The 18,509-nt window shown below is 39.3% G+C and carries 18 protein-coding genes; 6 read left to right on the top strand and 12 right to left on the bottom strand.

The genetic code is table 11. The annotated features are described in order from the left end of the window. Positions 1-14 precede the first annotated feature (14 nt). Together gcvP and GO621_RS04000 are read left to right on the top strand one after the other, a co-directional pair. The gene (gene gcvP, locus GO621_RS03995; RefSeq protein WP_157564413.1) at positions 15-2,906 is read left to right on the top strand and encodes an aminomethyl-transferring glycine dehydrogenase; all 2,892 of its coding nucleotides are present in this window, start codon (positions 15-17) and stop codon (positions 2,904-2,906) included. 224 nt (positions 2,907-3,130) lie between these two features. Continuing rightward, positions 3,131-3,556, top strand: coding sequence for a response regulator (locus GO621_RS04000; RefSeq protein WP_157564415.1), 426 nt, complete (start codon positions 3,131-3,133; stop codon positions 3,554-3,556). Here GO621_RS04000 and GO621_RS04005 read toward each other — a convergent pair. Next, a complete protein-coding gene (locus tag GO621_RS04005) occupies positions 3,553-4,332 on the bottom strand; it encodes an MBL fold metallo-hydrolase (RefSeq protein ID WP_157564417.1) in 780 nt (259 codons plus the stop codon). The two genes, GO621_RS04000 and GO621_RS04005, sit on opposite strands and share 4 nt — an antisense overlap. A 77-nt stretch (positions 4,333-4,409) precedes the next feature. Between GO621_RS04005 and recJ the strand changes: the two genes are divergently transcribed. Genes recJ through GO621_RS04020 form a run of 3 tightly spaced genes read left to right on the top strand, consistent with a single transcriptional unit; the run spans position 4,410 to position 8,415 of the window. Beyond that, positions 4,410-6,128: a single-stranded-DNA-specific exonuclease RecJ gene (gene recJ, locus GO621_RS04010; protein ID WP_157564419.1), complete on the top strand. Its 1,719-nt coding sequence runs from the start codon at positions 4,410-4,412 to the stop codon at positions 6,126-6,128. Between the two features lie 7 nt (positions 6,129-6,135). Then, on the top strand, positions 6,136-6,873 hold the full coding sequence (gene lptB, locus GO621_RS04015; protein ID WP_157564421.1) for an LPS export ABC transporter ATP-binding protein: 738 nt from the start codon (positions 6,136-6,138) through the stop codon (positions 6,871-6,873). A gap of 6 nt (positions 6,874-6,879) precedes the next feature. Further along, positions 6,880-8,415 (top strand): GH3 auxin-responsive promoter family protein, encoded by a 1,536-nt coding sequence (locus tag GO621_RS04020; protein ID WP_157564423.1) that lies wholly within the window; start codon positions 6,880-6,882, stop codon positions 8,413-8,415. A gap of 123 nt (positions 8,416-8,538) precedes the next feature. Here GO621_RS04020 and GO621_RS04025 read toward each other — a convergent pair whose 3' ends face one another. The 4 genes from GO621_RS04025 to GO621_RS04040 form a co-directional block, all read right to left on the bottom strand. Beyond that, positions 8,539-8,847, bottom strand: coding sequence for a hypothetical protein (locus GO621_RS04025; RefSeq protein ID WP_157564425.1), 309 nt, complete (start codon positions 8,845-8,847; stop codon positions 8,539-8,541). Between the two features lie 20 nt (positions 8,848-8,867). Then, entirely contained in the window at positions 8,868-9,275 is a 408-nt protein-coding gene (locus GO621_RS04030; protein WP_157564426.1) for a hypothetical protein, read from the bottom strand. A 62-nt stretch (positions 9,276-9,337) separates the two neighbouring features. Further along, a complete protein-coding gene (locus GO621_RS04035) occupies positions 9,338-10,309 on the bottom strand; it encodes a polyprenyl synthetase family protein (RefSeq protein ID WP_157564428.1) in 972 nt (323 codons plus the stop codon). A gap of 366 nt (positions 10,310-10,675) precedes the next feature. Then, positions 10,676-11,041 carry a hypothetical protein gene (locus GO621_RS04040; protein WP_157564430.1) on the bottom strand — a complete coding sequence of 122 codons (366 nt, stop codon included), beginning with the start codon at positions 11,039-11,041 and terminating at the stop codon, positions 10,676-10,678. Positions 11,042-11,189: 148 nt separating this feature from the next. Here GO621_RS04040 and GO621_RS04045 point away from each other — a divergent pair, with 148 nt between their 5' ends. Then, positions 11,190-12,449, top strand: a complete 1,260-nt coding sequence (locus GO621_RS04045) for a cation:proton antiporter (RefSeq protein WP_157564432.1) — start codon at positions 11,190-11,192, stop codon at positions 12,447-12,449. 3 nt (positions 12,450-12,452) lie between these two features. Here GO621_RS04045 and GO621_RS04050 read toward each other — a convergent pair whose 3' ends face one another. The 7 genes from GO621_RS04050 to GO621_RS04080 form a co-directional block, all read right to left on the bottom strand. Continuing rightward, on the bottom strand, positions 12,453-13,400 hold the full coding sequence (locus GO621_RS04050) for a Rossmann-fold NAD(P)-binding domain-containing protein (RefSeq protein ID WP_157564433.1): 948 nt from the start codon (positions 13,398-13,400) through the stop codon (positions 12,453-12,455). A gap of 168 nt (positions 13,401-13,568) precedes the next feature. Continuing rightward, a complete protein-coding gene (locus tag GO621_RS04055) occupies positions 13,569-14,726 on the bottom strand; it encodes an aspartate aminotransferase family protein (protein ID WP_157564435.1) in 1,158 nt (385 codons plus the stop codon). Positions 14,727-14,776: 50 nt separating this feature from the next. Then, positions 14,777-15,139 carry a four helix bundle protein gene (locus GO621_RS04060; protein ID WP_157564437.1) on the bottom strand — a complete coding sequence of 121 codons (363 nt, stop codon included), beginning with the start codon at positions 15,137-15,139 and terminating at the stop codon, positions 14,777-14,779. Positions 15,140-15,208: 69 nt separating this feature from the next. Further along, positions 15,209-16,213 (bottom strand): N-acetyl-gamma-glutamyl-phosphate reductase, encoded by a 1,005-nt coding sequence (gene argC, locus GO621_RS04065; RefSeq protein WP_157564439.1) that lies wholly within the window; start codon positions 16,211-16,213, stop codon positions 15,209-15,211. Continuing rightward, positions 16,203-16,556 carry a cupin domain-containing protein gene (locus GO621_RS04070; RefSeq protein ID WP_157564441.1) on the bottom strand — a complete coding sequence of 118 codons (354 nt, stop codon included), beginning with the start codon at positions 16,554-16,556 and terminating at the stop codon, positions 16,203-16,205. Before GO621_RS04070 ends, argC begins: the two co-directional genes overlap by 11 nt. A gap of 7 nt (positions 16,557-16,563) precedes the next feature. Continuing rightward, positions 16,564-17,751 (bottom strand): argininosuccinate synthase, encoded by a 1,188-nt coding sequence (argG, locus tag GO621_RS04075; protein ID WP_198170122.1) that lies wholly within the window; start codon positions 17,749-17,751, stop codon positions 16,564-16,566. 33 nt (positions 17,752-17,784) lie between these two features. Then, positions 17,785-18,465 carry a GNAT family N-acetyltransferase gene (locus GO621_RS04080; protein WP_157564444.1) on the bottom strand — a complete coding sequence of 227 codons (681 nt, stop codon included), beginning with the start codon at positions 18,463-18,465 and terminating at the stop codon, positions 17,785-17,787. Positions 18,466-18,509: the final 44 nt, after the last annotated feature.

Raw genomic sequence — 18,509 nt, forward strand, 5'->3', positions numbered from 1 at the left:
TTTATTCAGACTTCATGAAGTTAAATATCGATTACCAGGAAAAATTTCAGCACCGCCATATCGCTCCCGATCAAACTGAAACCGTTGCCATGCTGGCGCAGCTTGGTGTAGGATCGGTAGATGAACTGATTGATCAAACTATTCCGGCAGCTATCCGCTTAAAAAATACCTTAAACCTGCCTGCTGCAAAAAGTGAGTTTGATTACCTGAACAATCTTAAAATTACAGCTTCAAAAAATAAAGTCTTTAAAAGTTATATCGGAAAAGGTTATTACGACGTAATCGTGCCAGGCGTTATCCAGCGAAATATTCTGGAAAACCCGGGTTGGTACACGCAATATACGCCTTATCAGGCCGAAATTGCACAAGGACGTTTACAGGCTTTGCTGAATTTCCAGACCATGGTGATTGATTTAACCGGAATGGAAATTGCCAATGCTTCTTTATTAGATGAAGGAACTGCAGCGGCAGAAGCTATGTTTATGCAATACAGTCTTCGTAAAAATGTTAAAGCCAAGAGGTTTTTTGTTTCTGAAGAAGTTTTTCCTCAGACGATTGATATTTTGAAAACCCGTTCTAATCCATTGGATTTAGAATTGGTTATCGGGAATCACCGAACTATTGATTTGGATGATAGTTTCTTCGGTGCAATCGTTCAGTATCCGGCAGGAAACGGAGAAGTTTACGATTATCGCAGTTTTGCCGATTCCCTCCACGAAAAAAATATAAAATTAACCGTTGTTGCTGATCTGATGAGCCTGGTTTTGTTAGCGCCGCCAGGCGAGTGGGGCGCTGATGTGGTGGTCGGTTCTACACAACGTTTTGGCATTCCGATGGGTTTTGGCGGACCGCACGCCGCTTTTTTTGCCACAAAAGATGCTTATAAAAGAAGCATTCCGGGTCGAATTATCGGTGTAACAATTGACAACGCTGGCAATTATGCTTTGCGTATGGCTTTGCAAACCCGCGAGCAGCACATCCGCAGGGATAAAGCAACTTCTAATATTTGTACCGCGCAGGCTTTACTGGCCATTATGGCTGGTATGTATGCTGCTTATCATGGTCCTGAAGGTTTAAAACTGATTGCAGAACGGATCCATGGATTAGCCGTTTTATTGTCTGAATCAGTAAAAGCTCTGGGTTACGGGCAGCAAAATGAAGTTTATTTTGATACGCTTACGTTTGATGCCGGTCTGGTGGTCAATACCATTCATGCCGAAGCTTTGAACCAGGAGATGAACTTTTACTATCAAGGTAATGAGGTTTCCATTGCTTTGGATGAAACCACTTCTCCGGAAGATATCCAAACCATCGTTCGAATATTTGCGAAAGCCAAAGGAAAAACTTTGGCCGATGCTAATTTTGAAGCGATAAAAGAAGCATTGCAAACACCCATACCGGCTGAACTGCAACGTACTTCTGCGTTTTTAAACCATCAGGTTTTTAGTACGCACCATTCTGAGCACGAAATGCTCCGTTACATCAAATCGCTGGAAGCAAAAGATCTTTCTCTTTGTCATTCCATGATTGCTTTAGGTTCATGTACCATGAAGCTAAATGCCACAACAGAAATGGTTCCGGTTACCTGGGCAGAATTCAGCAAAATGCATCCGTTTGCACCAACAGATCAGGTTGGCGGTTACATGCAAATTTTTGATGAACTAAATAAATGGCTGAGTGAAATTACCGGTTTTGCTGCTATGAGTTTGCAGCCCAATGCAGGTGCGCAAGGCGAATATGCAGGTTTGCTGGTTATCCGTGCTTATCATCAGGCTAATGGCGACCATCAGCGTAATATTGCCTTAATCCCTTCTTCTGCTCACGGGACCAATCCTGCTTCTGCGGCAATGGCCGGAATGAAGATCGTTGTGGTAAAATGTGATGACAACGGCAATATCGATGTTGCTGATCTTAAAGCAAAAGCAGAACAATACAGCAAAGAATTATCATGTTTGATGGTTACTTATCCATCAACTCACGGCGTTTTTGAAGAATCTATCATCAAAATCTGTGATATCATCCACCAGCACGGCGGGCAGGTTTATATGGACGGCGCCAACATGAACGCGCAGGTTGGTTTAACCAGTCCGGCTAATATTGGTGCCGATGTTTGCCATTTAAACCTGCATAAAACCTTTTGCATTCCGCATGGCGGCGGCGGTCCGGGAATGGGCCCGATCGGTGTGGCAAAACACTTGATTCAGTTTTTACCAGGGCATGCTATGGTTGATATAGAGCAGGGAAAATCTATCCCGGCAATTTCTGCAGCGCCTTGGGGCTCGGCTTCTATCCTCCTGATCTCTCATGCTTATATTGCTATGATGGGTTCCGAAGGTTTAACCAATGCAACCCGTTACGCTATTTTAAATGCTAATTACATTAAAGCACGTTTAGAAAAACATTTCCCGGTTTTATATGCAGGGGCAAACGGACGTTGTGCCCATGAAATGATCCTGGATTGCCGCGCCTTTAAAAACTCCGGTATTGAAGTTACCGATATTGCCAAACGTTTAATGGATTACGGTTTCCACGCGCCAACGGTTTCTTTTCCGGTAGCCGGAACAGTGATGGTAGAACCAACCGAATCAGAACCTAAACACGAACTGGACCGTTTTTGTGATGCCATGATCGCTATCCGGAATGAAATTGAAGATGTGGAAAAAGGAATATCAGACAAAATAAATAATCCGCTTAAAAATGCACCTCATACCGCTGCCGTGGTTACCGGAAACGAGTGGGGGCATCCTTATACCCGTCAAAAGGCTGCTTTTCCGCTGCCTTATGTTTCGGCTTTTAAATTCTGGCCTTCTGTTGGCCGTGTTAACGATACACATGGAGACCGTACCTTAATTTGTGTTTGTCCGCCCCTTGAAAGTTACGTTTTTGAAGAAAATTTAACAGAATAAGCTTTTATGTAAACAAAATGTCAGGAAATACTAACATTAACATCCAAGTAATTAAATTAAACGTTAATATTGTTTTTATCGGTGAATCATAAAAAAAAATAGTCTTGCATGATTCCATAAACACAAGAAAATAATTATCGTAAACCTATGATTAACAATTAAGCCTATGAAATTTTATTATGGATGTGCAGAACTTTCTTTCATCAATTATCGTACAAAGTTCCATGAGTGTAATTCAGAGGCCCGTTAATATCATGCTGGTTGACGATGATGAGATCAATAATTTCATCACGGTTAAATTGATCAGAAAGGCCTTTCCAGATTCAGTACTTTCTACTTATCTGAATGGCCGTTTAGCAATTGATAGATTAAAAGATATTCTTCAGCATCAGCCGGAAAATATCCCTGATTATATCCTGTTGGATATAAATATGCCGGTAATGAACGGCTGGGAATTTTTGGAGGAGTATAAACAGTTAAATTTTGATTCTGATAAAAAGATCACGATTTATATTTTATCATCGTCTGTATTCAGCAATGATATTGATAAATCGAAATCTTACGAATCTGTTGCCAGTTTTATATCCAAGCCGCTAAATTTAGAGTCGATAAAAGAAGTATTCAGTGTTTTAAATTTTCATAATCACTAAATATTTTCCAGGCTTTTTACTGAAAATCCATGATCTTCTTCTGTAACCTTGCCAATGGCAAGGTTTTTTGCATGGTAAAACAAGCAGATCCAATCTTCTGCTGCGGCTTCTTTTCCAAACCTTTCGCGTAGTTCCATCGATTTTCGTCCGTCAAAATCATATTTGGCAGCAAACTTACGGATCAATTGTTCGGGTTCAGGCAAAACATCTCCCCCAAAAAAGTAAGTTTCCCCTCCGGATTCAATTTTTAAAACCTGATGAAACTGACAATGGCCGCCTGTTAATTCGTAAGTAACCCCATCCTTTAATGTACCGCTTCCTTCTACAAAATTAATATTGGCAGAACGTTGCAGAACTTCAAAAATAGGTTCTCTATACGAAGTAGATTTCCCCGAAAAAGCATATTCCCATTCGCCGCGCTGAATTACATGTTCTGCATCCGGAAAAGCTGGTTCCATTCTTCCGTTTCGTTCCATAACCAAACCGCCTGTATGATCGTTATGCAAATGCGACATTAAAACCAATGTTACTTCTTCCGGTTCAAAACCAGCTTTACGAATGTTGTCATGCAGCATTAATTCGCCATTTGGATTTTTAAAGCCTAAGCCTGCATCCATTAAAATTAAATCCTGTTCCGTTTTAAGCAAAAAAGGTTGTACATGGATAAATAAAGAACCTTTACGGTCTTGCGGATTATCGGTAAGCGGGTTAAAAGGAACGAATTTTTTGGACGAATCAACAGAAAAAGAACCCTCGCCAAGTGCGTAAATATTCATAAATTGTTAAAATCAGTTTAAACTTATTTTAATGATAAGTCAATAACTATCTTTACTGTTTAAACTTTTTTAAAGATATGCAAAAGCGTTGGATTATGGAGGAGGAAGGCAACCCGCAGCAGGTTGCAGCTTTGGCAGAAGCTTTACACGTAGATGAGGCTTTGAGCAACCTGCTGGTCCAGCGCGGTGTAACATCTTTTGAAGAAGCTAAATATTTTTTCCGTCCTGCCCTTAATCACCTGCACGATCCTTTTTTGATGCAGGACATGGAAAAGGCTGTTCTGCGGATCGAAAAAGCCATCCAAAACCAGGAGAAAATATTGATTTATGGTGATTACGATGTGGACGGAACAACTGCCGTTTCTGTAGTTTACCAATTCTTTAAAAAGCTTTACGAGAACATCAGCTTCTACATTCCAAACCGTTATACAGAAGGATATGGCATTTCTACTGCCGGAATTGATTTTGCTGCGGAGAACAATTTCAGTTTAATTATTGCTTTGGATTGCGGCATCAAATCAGTAGATAAAGTATTTTATGCCGGTAAAAGAAGCATTGACTTTATTATCTGCGATCACCATTTGCCAGGAACAGAGTTGCCGGAAGCAGTTGCGGTTTTAGACCCGAAAAGAAGCGATTGCAGCTATCCTTACAAAGAATTATCTGGCTGTGGAATTGGTTTTAAGCTGATCCAGGCTTATGCTGAAAAAAACAATATCCCGTTTGAAGAAGTAACTTGTTACCTTGACCTGGTTGCCGTTAGTATTGCCTGCGACCTCGTCCACATCAACGGAGAAAACCGCACGCTTGCTGCTTTTGGCCTGCAAAAATTAAATTCAAATCCTTCTATCGGCTTAGAAGCTTTAATGAATGTTGCTGGAAAATCAGAAAGTTATACCATTTCTGATCTGGTTTTTACTATCGGTCCGCGTATCAATGCCGCCGGCCGTATCGATGATGCCAAACATGCTGTTAATTTATTAATTGCAGATTGTGCGGACGCTGCTTTTGATAATGGCGAACTTATTAACCTAAAAAATACAGAGCGTAAAGAACATGATCTGAGCATAACAGGACAAGCATTAAACATGATCGGACAGGACCAGGAAATGATTAACCGCCGTTCAACCGTAGTGTATCAGGAAAACTGGCACAAAGGTGTGATCGGGATTGTAGCATCAAGGTTAACTGAAAAATACTATCGCCCAACCATTGTTTTAACGAAAAGTAACGGCCATGTTGCCGGTTCTGCACGTTCTGTTCATGGTTTTGACTTATACGAGGCTTTATGCGGGTGCAGCGATTTGTTATTGCAGTTTGGCGGACATAAATACGCCGCTGGTTTAACTTTATTGCCAGAAAATGTACCTGCTTTTAGCCAACGTTTTGAACAGGTTGTAGCTTCGGCAATCACAGACGAACAATTGATACAAAGAATTAGTATTGATGCAGAACTGAATTTAAATCAGATAACACCAAAGTTTTGCAGGATATTAAAACAGTTTGCCCCTTTTGGGCCCGAAAATATGGCACCGGTTTTCGTTAGTAAAAATGTGTATGTTAGCGGTCCTGTAACTTTAGTTGGAAGCAATCACCTTAAATTATGTGTCGTGCAGGATGGTTCTCCGGTTTTTAACTGTATCGGTTTTGGTTTAGGCGAAAATATTTTAGCTGTTAAAAACAGTATGCCTTTTGATATTTGTTACACTATTGAAGAAAATAGCTGGAAGGAACAAAAAACGCTTCAGCTAAACCTTAAAGGAATAAGAGTTAACCAGGAAAACGCCGCTATCTGAACAAAGAATGATTTTAAGAGCAGAACATTTAATCAAAAAATACAAGCAGCGAACGGTAGTTAACGATGTTACTTTCGATGTAAAGCAAGGCGAAATTGTAGGTTTATTAGGCCCAAACGGCGCCGGAAAAACCACTTCTTTTTACATGATTGTGGGTTTGATCAAACCAAACGAAGGCAATATTTACCTCGAAGATGAAAATATTACGGATGCACCCATGTATCGCCGTGCCCAAAAAGGAATTGGTTACCTGGCGCAGGAAGCTTCTGTTTTTCGTAAGCTTTCGGTAGAAGACAATATCAAAGCAGTGCTGGAAATGGGCAAAATGACTCCCGTAGAACAAAAAAATAAACTGGAAGAACTGATTGAAGAATTTAGCTTGCAAAAAGTGCGTAAAAACCGCGGCGACCTGCTTTCTGGCGGCGAGCGCCGCCGGACAGAAATTGCCCGGGCTTTGGCTGCGGAACCTAAATTTATTTTGTTGGATGAACCTTTTGCCGGTGTTGACCCTATTGCGGTAGAAGAGATCCAATATATGGTTGCTAAACTGAGGACGCGCAATATTGGCATCCTGATTACAGACCATAATGTACAGGAAACATTATCTATTACAGATCGTGCTTATCTGCTTTTTGAAGGAAAAATTTTACGTTACGGCGTTCCGGAAGTGCTGGCAGAAGATCCGATTGTGCGCAAATTATATCTTGGTTCTAACTTTGTTCTCAAAAGGAAAACTTTCGCCTAAAACTTTATGACGTTTATCAATTCACTGGTTACCTGGATCATGAAGAAGCGGATGCACCAGATCGAGCTTTTTATCAAATATCCGAATGAAGTGCAGGATGAGTGGTTTGAAAACCTGATTACCAGTGCCGAAAATACCGAATGGGGGAAAAAATACGATTATAAAAGTATTGAAAATGTAAACGATTTCAGGCAGCGTTTCCCGATACAAACTTATGATACCTTAAAACCTTACATTGAGCGGATGATGAAAGGCGAGCAGAATGTGCTTTGGCCTTCAGAAATAAAATGGTTCGCCAAATCATCCGGTACAACCAGCGACCGTAGCAAGTTTATTCCGGTTAGCGAAGAGGCAATGGAAGAATGCCATTTTAAAGGCGGTAAGGATATGATTACGCTGTATTGCAATAATCGCCCGGAAGCTAAATTATTTACAGGAAAAACATTGGTTTTAGGTGGAAGCCATCAAATTAATCAGCTCAATACAGATTCATATTACGGCGATCTTTCTGCTGTACTTATTAAAAATCTTCCACTTTGGGCAGACTTTTACCGCACACCGGAATTAGCCATTACACTTCTGGAAAACTATGAAGAAAAGATAGAAAAAATTGCCCAAATTACACAGCATGTGAACGTAACCGGAATTAGCGGCGTTCCAACCTGGAATATTGTTTTGGCCAAACGTTTATTAGAACTTACAGGAAAAGATAATTTGCTTGAAATTTGGCCAAACCTGGAATTATATGTTCATGGCGCTGTTTCTTTTACACCTTATCGTGATCATTTTAAGAAACTAATTCCAAGTAAAGAAATGTATTATATGGAAACCTATAATGCTTCGGAAGGATTTTTTGGAATACAAGACCAATCAGATTCTGAGGAAATGCTGCTCATGCTTGATTATGGTGTTTTTTACGAGTTTCTGCCTCTTGAAAATTTATTTGACGAAAACCCAAAAACGTTACTGCTTAATGAAGTCGAAATCGGTAAAAATTATGCTTTAATTATTTCTACCAATTCCGGTTTATGGCGTTATATGATTGGTGATACTGTTCAATTTACTTCTCTATCACCTTTCCGGATCAGAATTACAGGCCGTACCAAACACTTTATCAATGCTTTTGGGGAAGAAGTGATTGTTGATAACAGCGAAAGGGCGTTAAAAGAAGCATGTGCACAAACCGGAGCAATCATCCGTGAATATACCGCTGCGCCTATTTATTTTGAAGGCAACCAATCCGGCGGGCACGAATGGATCATCGAGTTTGAAAAGAAGCCTGATGAGTTTGAACGTTTTGTGGATTTGCTGGACGAAACACTGCGTAAAGTAAACTCCGATTATGATGCCAAGCGCTTTAAAGATTTGGCTTTAAAAAGGCCAACGGTACATATTGCTGCTGAAGGTACTTTTTATAAGTGGATGAAACAAAAAGGCAAATTAGGCGGGCAGCATAAAGTTCCGCGCCTGGCTAATAACAGAGAATATGTGGATTCGGTTTTATTGCTGATGAATGGGTTGAGGTTTATTAAACGATTATGATGCTTCTTTTACAGCTATAAATCTGTTATTAACCTTATTTAAATTGTTATTTAAATCTCAAAGCATAAGGTAAAACAATTGCAGCCAGGGTTATAGTCAACGCCACTAATGCAATACCGCTAACTAATTCAACTCGCAAAATGGTACGTTTCTGTTTGGTTTTTTTAAAGCTGCACTTCTGTAAGCTTGTACATAATCGGAATCCGAAAGTAATGCTGGGTTACTTACATTGCCTTCGTTGGGTTTAAAATAATCAGAAGTTGGTTTAAAATTTTGTTTTCGGCATGCTTTCCAATCCTGTTTATTCAAATAAAAGTGTCGGATGTCGTTTTTAACAAGTTTTGCTTTTGTATAATCAGTTGAAGTATCTTGTGCTAACAAAACAGATATTGAGGTAAATGATAATGAAAAAAGTAAAAATATAATTTTCATCTTACAGTTTAACTTGCGGATTAAATTATCCCATTTAATTCAAATTTAGATAGTGCCGAATTTATGATTGCAATAAAAGCTGCAATAACACCAATAAATACGACAACAGCAATCGACACATAAAAAATAGTAGTATGCCGGTGTTTAGTTTTATTAAAAGCAGCTTCCCGATAAGCTTTTGCATAAACAGAATCGCTGATTAAATCAGGATTTTTAATATTTTCCAACTTTGGCTTAAAATAATCTGAAGTAGGTTCAAAACGTTTTTTCCTAAATGCTTTCCAGGTTTGCTTATCTAATTTAAAAAAACGCACATCCCAAACTGCTTTTCTTTGTTTAAACCTTACAGAATCAATTGGTTTAGCTTTTGCAAATAGCTGAAATGTTGGCATTAACGCCAACAGCAGCAGCAACAAAATATTTTTCATAGGTTTAAATTGGAAAGGAAATATCAGAAAAATAATTCTGATTGCAATGCTTCTTTTACCGCCTATTTTTTGCGTTCGGTAGTAAAACGAACTAATTGTTCTAAACCTGTACGAAACTGGCCTTCGGGGAAAGTATTCAAAATGGCAAAAGCTTCTTCCTGATATTTTGACATTTGGTTTTCAGCATAAACCAAACCATCTAAATCTTTTACAAAAGCAATAATTTCTGCTACTTTTTCAGGTTCCTCGTTGTGGTTTTTAACCAGGTTGATGATGTTTTTTCTTTCTGATTTTGATGCTTTATTTAAGGCATAAATTAAAGGAAGCGTTATTTTTTTCTCTTTAATATCGATGCCCAAAGGTTTGCCTACGTCGTCCAGGCCAAAATCAAACATATCATCCTTAATCTGGAAAGCAATGCCTGTCTTTTCTCCAAAAAGGCGCATTTTTTCAATCGTTTCTGTATCAGCGCCGGCAGAAGCAGCGCCGCAAGCACAGCACGAAGCAATTAAAGAAGCGGTTTTCTGCCGGATAACTTCATAATAAATAGGTTCGCCAACATCCATTTTACGCACTTTTTCTATCTGCAGCAATTCGCCTTCGCTCATTTGTTTAACGGCTTCGGATACTATTTTTAGCAGGGAAAAATCATTGTTATCCAACGAAAGCAACAAACCTTTTGATAATAAATAATCGCCAACCAAAACCGCAATTTTATTTTTCCATAAAGCATTGATAGAGAAAAAACCTCGGCGCTGATATGAATTATCAACCACATCATCGTGTACTAAAGTTGCTGTATGCAAAAGCTCGACCAAAGCTGCACCGCGATAGGTAGCTTCGTTAATCCCTCCGCATAAACCCGCGCTGAAAAATACGAACATAGGCCGTATCTGCTTGCCTTTCCGTTTTACAATGTAATGGGTGATCCGATCAAGCAACGGAACTGAACTATGCATTGACGACTTGAACTTATCTTCAAAAACATCAATTTCTGTAGCTATTGGTTTTTTAATCTCGTCAATGCTAAGCATCTACGGGTTTTATAGGATTTTAGTAATAAAATAAGCAAAAAACCAAATATACAGGGTAAAACATGTTTTAACACGTTTTGCTCGGGTTGGCTGCCAAATATACAAATCCGTAAATAAAAAAACACAATAAGTAAACCCTTAGGCAGGGCGCTTATTGTGCTTTAAAGGCAAAGGCCTGTTTAAACAGGCTGTTCAGGTTGTACAATGCTTCTTTTACCACCTAAAAATCTGCATAGGTGTTTGCTGTTTATACCACAACAAGTGTAGTTACCAATTTTTAGGTGGTAAAAGAAGCATCAGCACCAATCCTGAGAATATCAAAGGACCTGTTATACATTTTAAACAGCTTTTAAAAGAATAAAACTTTTATTCTTCTCCGCCAACTTTTAGCTGGTCCGGATCTTCGTGGTATCCCGTTCCTTCTGTTTCAGGCTGAACAAAAGTTTCATCTTCCTCACCTTGATTGGTTGACGGCGATTTCACTTCTTCCAGTTGTTCTTCCGTTAGGTTAGTACTTCCGCTGGTGTTTTCCCATGGCTTTTCGCCTTCCTGTTCTATGGTCATTGCTTTAGGTGTTTGGTGTCCGTCTTCGTTTTCAACAGCTATACTGCCGCCTTCTGTATCCTGTTCTTCATCCCTCAGGAAACCGGCATCAAAATGTGTACGGTTATTATCGTCTTCACGTCCCTGGTCGTCCAGGTCTCTAAAAACTTCATCTTTAGGATCTATCATGATATGCTGATTTAAGTTTGAATAATTATTGTTATAAAAAAAGCATTTAAAAGCCAAATTGTTTGTGTTGAAGTTGAAAGTAGTGCAAAAGGCAGCAGTAAAACTGCGGCCGCGATAAACCGTTACAGCTTTAACTATATTTATTTTTATGGATACCTATTTAATTGTAACGGTACTGGTTGTAGTAAGTGCCGTTTTTTCATTTATCAATGTTCGTTTTTTAAAATTGCCAGGCGCCATAGGTGTCATCAGTATTGCCGTTGTGGTTTCCATTATTGCCATTTTTACGGGCGAGTTTTTCCCGGTCATGTTCAGAAGTATCACCGGGTTAAATAACAATATCAATTTTTCTCAAACGATGCTGAACACCATGCTTGGGTTTTTGCTTTTTGCAAGTGCCTTGCGGTTTAACTGGGGAGAACTGAAAAAGCAGGTTGGGGCAGTGTTTATTTTAAGTACGGTAGGTGTAGTGATCTCTACTTTTGTTTTCGGGATATTTTTTTACTGGCTTGCTATTTTGGTTAAGGTTGATATCTCGTTTATCTATTGCCTGCTTTTTGGTGCGCTCATATCACCCACAGATCCCGTGGCTGTTTCTGCAGTACTAAAAAAGTCGAGGATGCCGAAGCATTTAGAAACCATCATTACAGGCGAATCTCTTTTTAATGATGGTATCGGCCTGATCCTTTTTATTACCATTTTAGAATATATTGCTCAGTCCGGAAACGACATTCACCCACGCGAAATTGCTGTTTTGTTTGCCCAGGAAGTTTTTGGCGGGATTATTTTAGGAGGCACCCTGGCTTATATTGCATATAAACTGATGAGAAAAGTAGATGATTTTCAAACCCTGGTTATGGTTTCCCTTGCTTTGGTTATGGGAATTTCTGTTTTAGCTAATAAGCTGCATTTCTCTATTCCTTTGGCCGTGGTTTCTGCGGGATTATTGATAGGCAACCTTCGTTTTGGTAAAGACCCTTCCGGGAAGTTGAATGATTTTTTGGAGAAGTTCTGGACCATCATCGATGAACTGATGAACACCATTTTATTCGTTATGATTGGTTTACGGATCGTGATGATGCCTTTTCTAACCTATTACTGGTTTGTTTGCCTGGGCGCAATTGTAATTGTTTTAATAGCAAGAGGGTTAAGTATTTTGGTGCCAATTGTTTTTCTGCGGAGAACATTAAATGTTAATTATAATAATGTTCAAATACTAACCTGGGCAGGCGTTCGGGGCGGAATTTCTATTGCACTGGCACTTTCTATACCCAACAGCAAATACAAGGAAGTTATTGAAGCAGGATGCTATTTTATCGTTATTTTTTCTGTTGTTGTGCAAGGGCTGACCCTGAACCGGATAACAGATTTCTTTGTTGAAAAAGGAACCAAACCTACAGCGCTATAACCGTTACAAACCTTCCAGCATTTTTTTTAAAACTGCCTGCGCTGCCCATTCGCGGTTTGCTGCTTCTTTTATCACGATAGAATTTGGTCCGTCCAAAATCTCTGACGATAATTCCAAATCGCGGCGTACCGGTAAACAATGCATTATTTTAGCATTATTTGTGTTTTTCAACTTCTCGTTAGTTAGCATCCAGTCTTCGTTTCCCGGAATAACTTTTCCATAAGGTTCAAAAGCCGACCAGTTTTTTACGTAGATAAAATCAGCATCCTGCAAAGCCTCGTCCTGGTTATGAGTGATAATTGCACCTTGTGTAAATGCTGTAGAAAGTTCCAGCCCGGCAGGATGGGCGATGGTAAAATCAACATCAGCTTTGCACATCCATTCAGCAAAAGAATTTGGAACAGCTTGCGGCAATGCTTTTACATGTGGCGCCCAGGTTAAAACAACTTTCGGGTGAGGTTTGGTTTTCAGTTCTTCAATCGTAATTAAATCTGCCAGACTTTGAAGTGGGTGTCTTGTTGCCGATTCTAAACTCACTACTGGAACTCCGCATAATTCCACAAACTTGTTAAAAATAACTTCACCATAATCTTCCTCCCGATCTTTTAAACCTGGGAAGGAGCGAAGGCCCAAAATATCAACATATTGCCCCATAACTGCGGCTGCCTCGCGGATATGTTCTACCGTTGCGCCATCCATTTTTACGCCGTCGCGCAACTCCAATGCCCAGCCTTCTTTATCGATATTTAAAACCATTACATTCATACCCAAATTCATGGCAGCTTTTTGCGTGCTCATACGGGTGCGTAAGCTTGGGTTCATAAAAACCAAACCAATAGTTTTATTTTTTCCAAGATGCTGAAAAGCGAAAGGATTTTTTTTGATCTCTAATCCTTCTTTTACCAGTGCATTTATATCGTTGACGTTGTTTACGGAGGAGAAGAGTTTCATTGATTTACAGAAGGACTTTTATTAAGATTGAGTTTTGGCTTCTGTCATCCCAACGATAGGAGGGATCTTAATTAAAGCGATAATTTTATACCGGTAAAAGAAGTATGTCGCTTTGAAGAAGATTTCTCCCTGCGGTCGAAATGACAGAAAGGAATAACAGAAAATAGTTTACATCGAAGGATTAAACTCAGCAACCGGTGCTGTTTTTATAGCCTGACTAAAAGCTTCCAGGAAACGGTCAGCATGTGTTTTAGTCAAGTTTAAAGCAGGCAGCAAACGGATTACATTTGGTTTAGCTTCGCCGGTAAAAATATGATATTTAAACAAAAGTTCGGCTTTTACATGGGCCAAAGTATCTGGCAAATCAATACCAATCATCAAACCACGACCGCGTACTTCTTTTACCTGCTCAAATTTCTTCAGTTCTTCGATTAAGTAACCGCCAATTTCAGCTGCATTTTGCATCAGGTTATCCTGTTCCATTATTTCTAAAACCGCTAAGCCTGCTGCACACGCCAAATGGTTGCCGCCAAAAGTAGTCCCCAGCATATAATAAACCGGTTTTATTTTAGGGGAGATGGAGATCCCGCCAATCGGGAAACCGTTGCCCATTCCTTTGGCCATGGTGTAAATATCAGCATTTACACCGGCAAAATCATGCGAGTAAAATTTGCCCGTACGGCCGTAACCGCACTGCACAGAATCGGCGATAAAAACAGCATTATATTGGTCGCAAAGCGAACGGATCTTTTGCAGGAAATTTTCCGGGGCAACCTGTATCCCGCCAACGCCCTGGATGCCTTCTATAATAACCGAACTGATTTCATTGTCAGCAAATGCCTGTTCTAATGCAGTTTCATCCTTCCAGGGAAGGAAAATTACATTGTCGGTTTGGTTAACCGGCGCCAGAATTTTAGGGTTATCAGTAACGGCAACCGCTAAAGACGTACGGCCGTGAAAAGCTTTTCTAAACGCAATTACTTTCTTTTTACCATTATAAAAAGAAGCCAGTTTTAACGCATTTTCATTCGCTTCGGCCCCAGAATTGCATAAAAACAGTTGATAATCTTCTTTGCCTGAAACTTTTCCCAGTTTTTCAGCAAGTTCAAGCTGAATAGGAATTTCAATAGAATTACTGTAAAAACCCAGCTGATGTAACTGATCTTCTAAGCGTTTAACATAATGCGGATGTGTATGTCCGATAGAAATAACAGCATGGCCGCCATATAAATCCAGGTATTCCTGGCCTTTATCGTCCCAAACCAGGCTTCCCTGGCCTTTTACGATATTAATATGATTGATTGGGTAAACATCGAATGGTTTCATTTTTTAAGAGGTAAAAGGATTAAAGGATAAAGGTAAAAGGTTAGAAACGACTAACTTATACTTCGTATATATTTAATAAATGAAATAAGCATAGCTTTAATTTCATTTATATCTTTATTAACTTGTTCATACAGAGCTGGTAAAATATAAGATAAATCAAAAATTAACAGGCAAGTATATTCAACTTCATGCGCAGAGCCTAAAGCAATATCTAAATAATGAACAAAATCTTTATCAGTGTTTTTACCGCAGCCTTCAGCAATATTTAAAGGAATTGAGTAAGCGGAACGACGTAGCTGGCTGGTTAAGGCAAATTTTTCTTCAACTGGCATTTGAGGTAAAATTTCTTTATAAATATTGAGCGTAAGTTGATGTGCTTTCGACCAAACCTCTAACCTTTTATAATCTCTCATGCTATTTTAATTACTTGTTTATCCGCCCAAACCTTTCACCTTTCAGCCTTTCACCTTTCCGCCTTTCCCCTAAAATGCGTTAGCTTTCAGTTTAAGTCCTGCCGTTTCTTCCAGGCCGAACATTAAATTCATGTTTTGAACTGCTTGTCCGGATGCTCCTTTGAGTAGGTTATCCATGATACTGATAACGAAAATTTTGTTGCCGTGTTTTTTAATTTGGATGAAGCATTTGTTGGTATTTACTACCTGTTTCAAATCAATATCACGGGTAGTAACATGCGTAAACGGATGTTCAGCGTAAAAATTAGTGTACATTGCTAAAGCTTCTTCCTCACTTAAATCACATTCTGTGTAAATGGAAGCTAAAATGCCGCGCGTAAAATCTCCGCGATAAGGAATGAAATTGAGCTTGTTTTTATCTCCCGGATAAATTGGAAAATCATTTTGCAGCTGGTTAAGCGATTGGCTGATTTCCTTTAAATGCTGATGATTGAATGCTTTGTAAACGGATAAATTATCATTTCGCCAGGTAAAATGAGAAGTAGGGGACAAGCTTTGTCCGGCGCCTGTTGAGCCTGTTGTTGCAGCAATATGTACTTCGTTTAGCAACAAATTTTTAGCTGCTAAAGGAAGCAGGCCTAACTGAATGCAAGTGGCAAAACAACCTGGGTTAGCAATGTTGGATGCTTCTTTTATCGATGTTTTATTGAGTTCTGGTAAGCCGTAGATGAAGGTTCGAGGTTTGAGGTTCGAGGTGCCAGTCAACCTAAAATCCTGACTTAAATCGATAATTCTAATGTAATTGGCGATTGGATTTGCTTCCAGAAATTTCTGTGCATCACCATGTCCTACACATAAAAACAAAACATCGATACCATCAGATAATTCGCTGCTAAATTTCAATTCTGTATCACCAAAAAGATCGGTATGGACTTCATACAAATAATTACCAGCGTTGCTTTTGCTGTTTACAAAAGCAATTTCTACGTTTGGATGGTTAAGCAAAACCCTTAACATCTCGCCGCCTGTATATCCTGCGCCGCCTATAATTCCGGCTTTAATTTTATTCGACATCGATCCTGTCATTTTTATTGGAAGGATTGGAATACAAGATAAATTCCAGATCAACTTCTCCCAAATTGCTTATATAATGTTTTTGCCCGGCTTTAATTTCTATTCCTTGTCTTGGATTTAAAACTTCCTGTTTCCCGTCGATGAAAAAAGTAGCGCGGCCAATTAAAATAAAAAAGAACTGGGTTGCTTTTTCGTGGTAATGCAATTTTTCGGAAGTGTTTGGCGGCATCAACTCCTGTTTAATAGAAATTGCATCGTCATCAATAAAGGTCCAACCATAGCAATCATCGCCCCACTGGTAATGTTCAATACAATTAGATTTCGAAAAGATAGAATTTTCCATGCTTCTTTTATCCGTTAACTTTGTGATAAATCACTACCTGGTTACCGAAAATTTTCGAAAATCCTTTTACATCTTCACCCGTCCAGGTATTGTTCATTTCGCCATAGCTGCCAAATTTGTTAGACATCAAGTCATGTGCAGATTCAATCCCCAAAACCTGGAAACGGTAAGGATACAATTGTACAAACACTTTCCCGGATACGTTTTGCTGTATATTCGTCAAAAAAGCTTCGATGTTGCGCATAACCGGATCATGGAACTGGCCTTCGTGCAGCCAGTTGCCATAAAAAGAAGAAAGCTGATCTTTCCAGCTCAGCTGCCATTTGGTTAAAGTGTGTTTTTCTAAAGTATGGTGCGCTTTGATGATTACCATGGGTGCAGCCGCTTCAAAACCAACGCGACCTTTAATACCGATAATGGTATCGCCAACATGAATATCGCGGCCAATGGCATAAGGCGAAGCGATTTCCTGTAATTTCTGGATAGCTTTGGTTGGATGATCAAAGGTTTCATCATTGATCGCAATCAGTTCGCCTTGTTTAAACTCCAGCGTTACTTTTTCTGAACCTTCTTTAGTTAATTGTGTTGGCCAGGCATCATCAGGCAAACCTTCGTGAGAAGTTAAGGTTTCTTTTCCGCCCACAGATGTTCCCCAGATCCCTTTATTAATCGAATATTTCGCTTTTTCGAAATTCATTTCTACGCCATGCTCTTTCAGGTATTTGATCTCTTCTTCGCGGCTTAATTTTAAATCGCGGATAGGCGTCAGTATTTTGACTTCCGGGATGATAATGTTAAAGATCATATCAAACCGGACCTGATCGTTACCCGCTCCGGTACTGCCATGTGCAACATATTCTGCACCTATTTTTTTGGCATATAAAGCAATTGCGGTAGCCTGGCTCACGCGTTCTGCACTTACAGAAAGCGGATAAGTATTATTTTTTAATACGTTTCCATAAATCAGATAGCGTACACAGGTATTGTAAAAGTTTTCTGTTTCATCAACCACTGCGTGTGATGTAACGCCCATTTTATAAGCGCGGCGTTCTACATCTGCTAATTCTTCAGCACTAAAACCGCCAGTATTTACAATTACAGAATGGACTTCCAGGTTCAAATCCTGCGATAAATAAATACTGCAAAACGAAGTATCCAAACCTCCGCTAAAAGCTAAAACTACTTTTTCTTTCATCAAAATAAATTCTTTTATTGGTGATTGCTCACGTTAAAGGCCGATATACTGTGCTATTGCCAAACCCAAAAGTGCTATAATTTTGGTAGATTTTTTTATTGCATTTTCAATTCGCTCCAGCAAAGTAGCTTTATGGGTAAGTTTTTTCATCTTTTCCTCAATCTCTTTGGCCTTTTCTTCGGGATCAAAAAGCATGGCTGTGCACATGCAGTTTTTGCGTTCTTTGCTCATTAAAATATCGTAATTAACACAGCTTTTGCAACCTTGCCAAAAAGCATCGTCCTGTGTTAGTTCTGAATAGGTTACGGGTTCGTAACCTAATTCAGAATTAATTTTCATCACTGCCAAACCTGTAGTTAAACCAAAAATTTTGGCATCAGGATATTTTTTTCGGGATAATTTAAAAACTTCATGCTTGATAGCTTTTGCCAAACCAACTTTACGAAAAATCGGATTAACAATTAAACCGGAATTAGCTACAAATTGCCCGTGGCTCCAGGTTTCAATATAGCAAAAACCCGCCCATGTGCCATCTTTATAAAGTGCAATTACAGCTTTGCCTTCCAGCATTTTGTTGGCTACATATTCTGGCGAACGTTTGGCAATACCTGTACCGCGGGCTTTGGCAGATTCGGCCATTTCATCGCAAATCTGCGGCGCATATTCTGCATGTTCTGCAGATGCTATTATTATTTTAAAATCTTGAATTGTCATGGAGAAATACAATTATTTCCGTTAGATAAAAGGGATTTAATACC

Origin of the sequence: Mucilaginibacter arboris (genome assembly GCF_009754915.1) — a bacterium.
Lineage (GTDB): Bacteria > Bacteroidota > Bacteroidia > Sphingobacteriales > Sphingobacteriaceae > Mucilaginibacter_A > Mucilaginibacter_A arboris.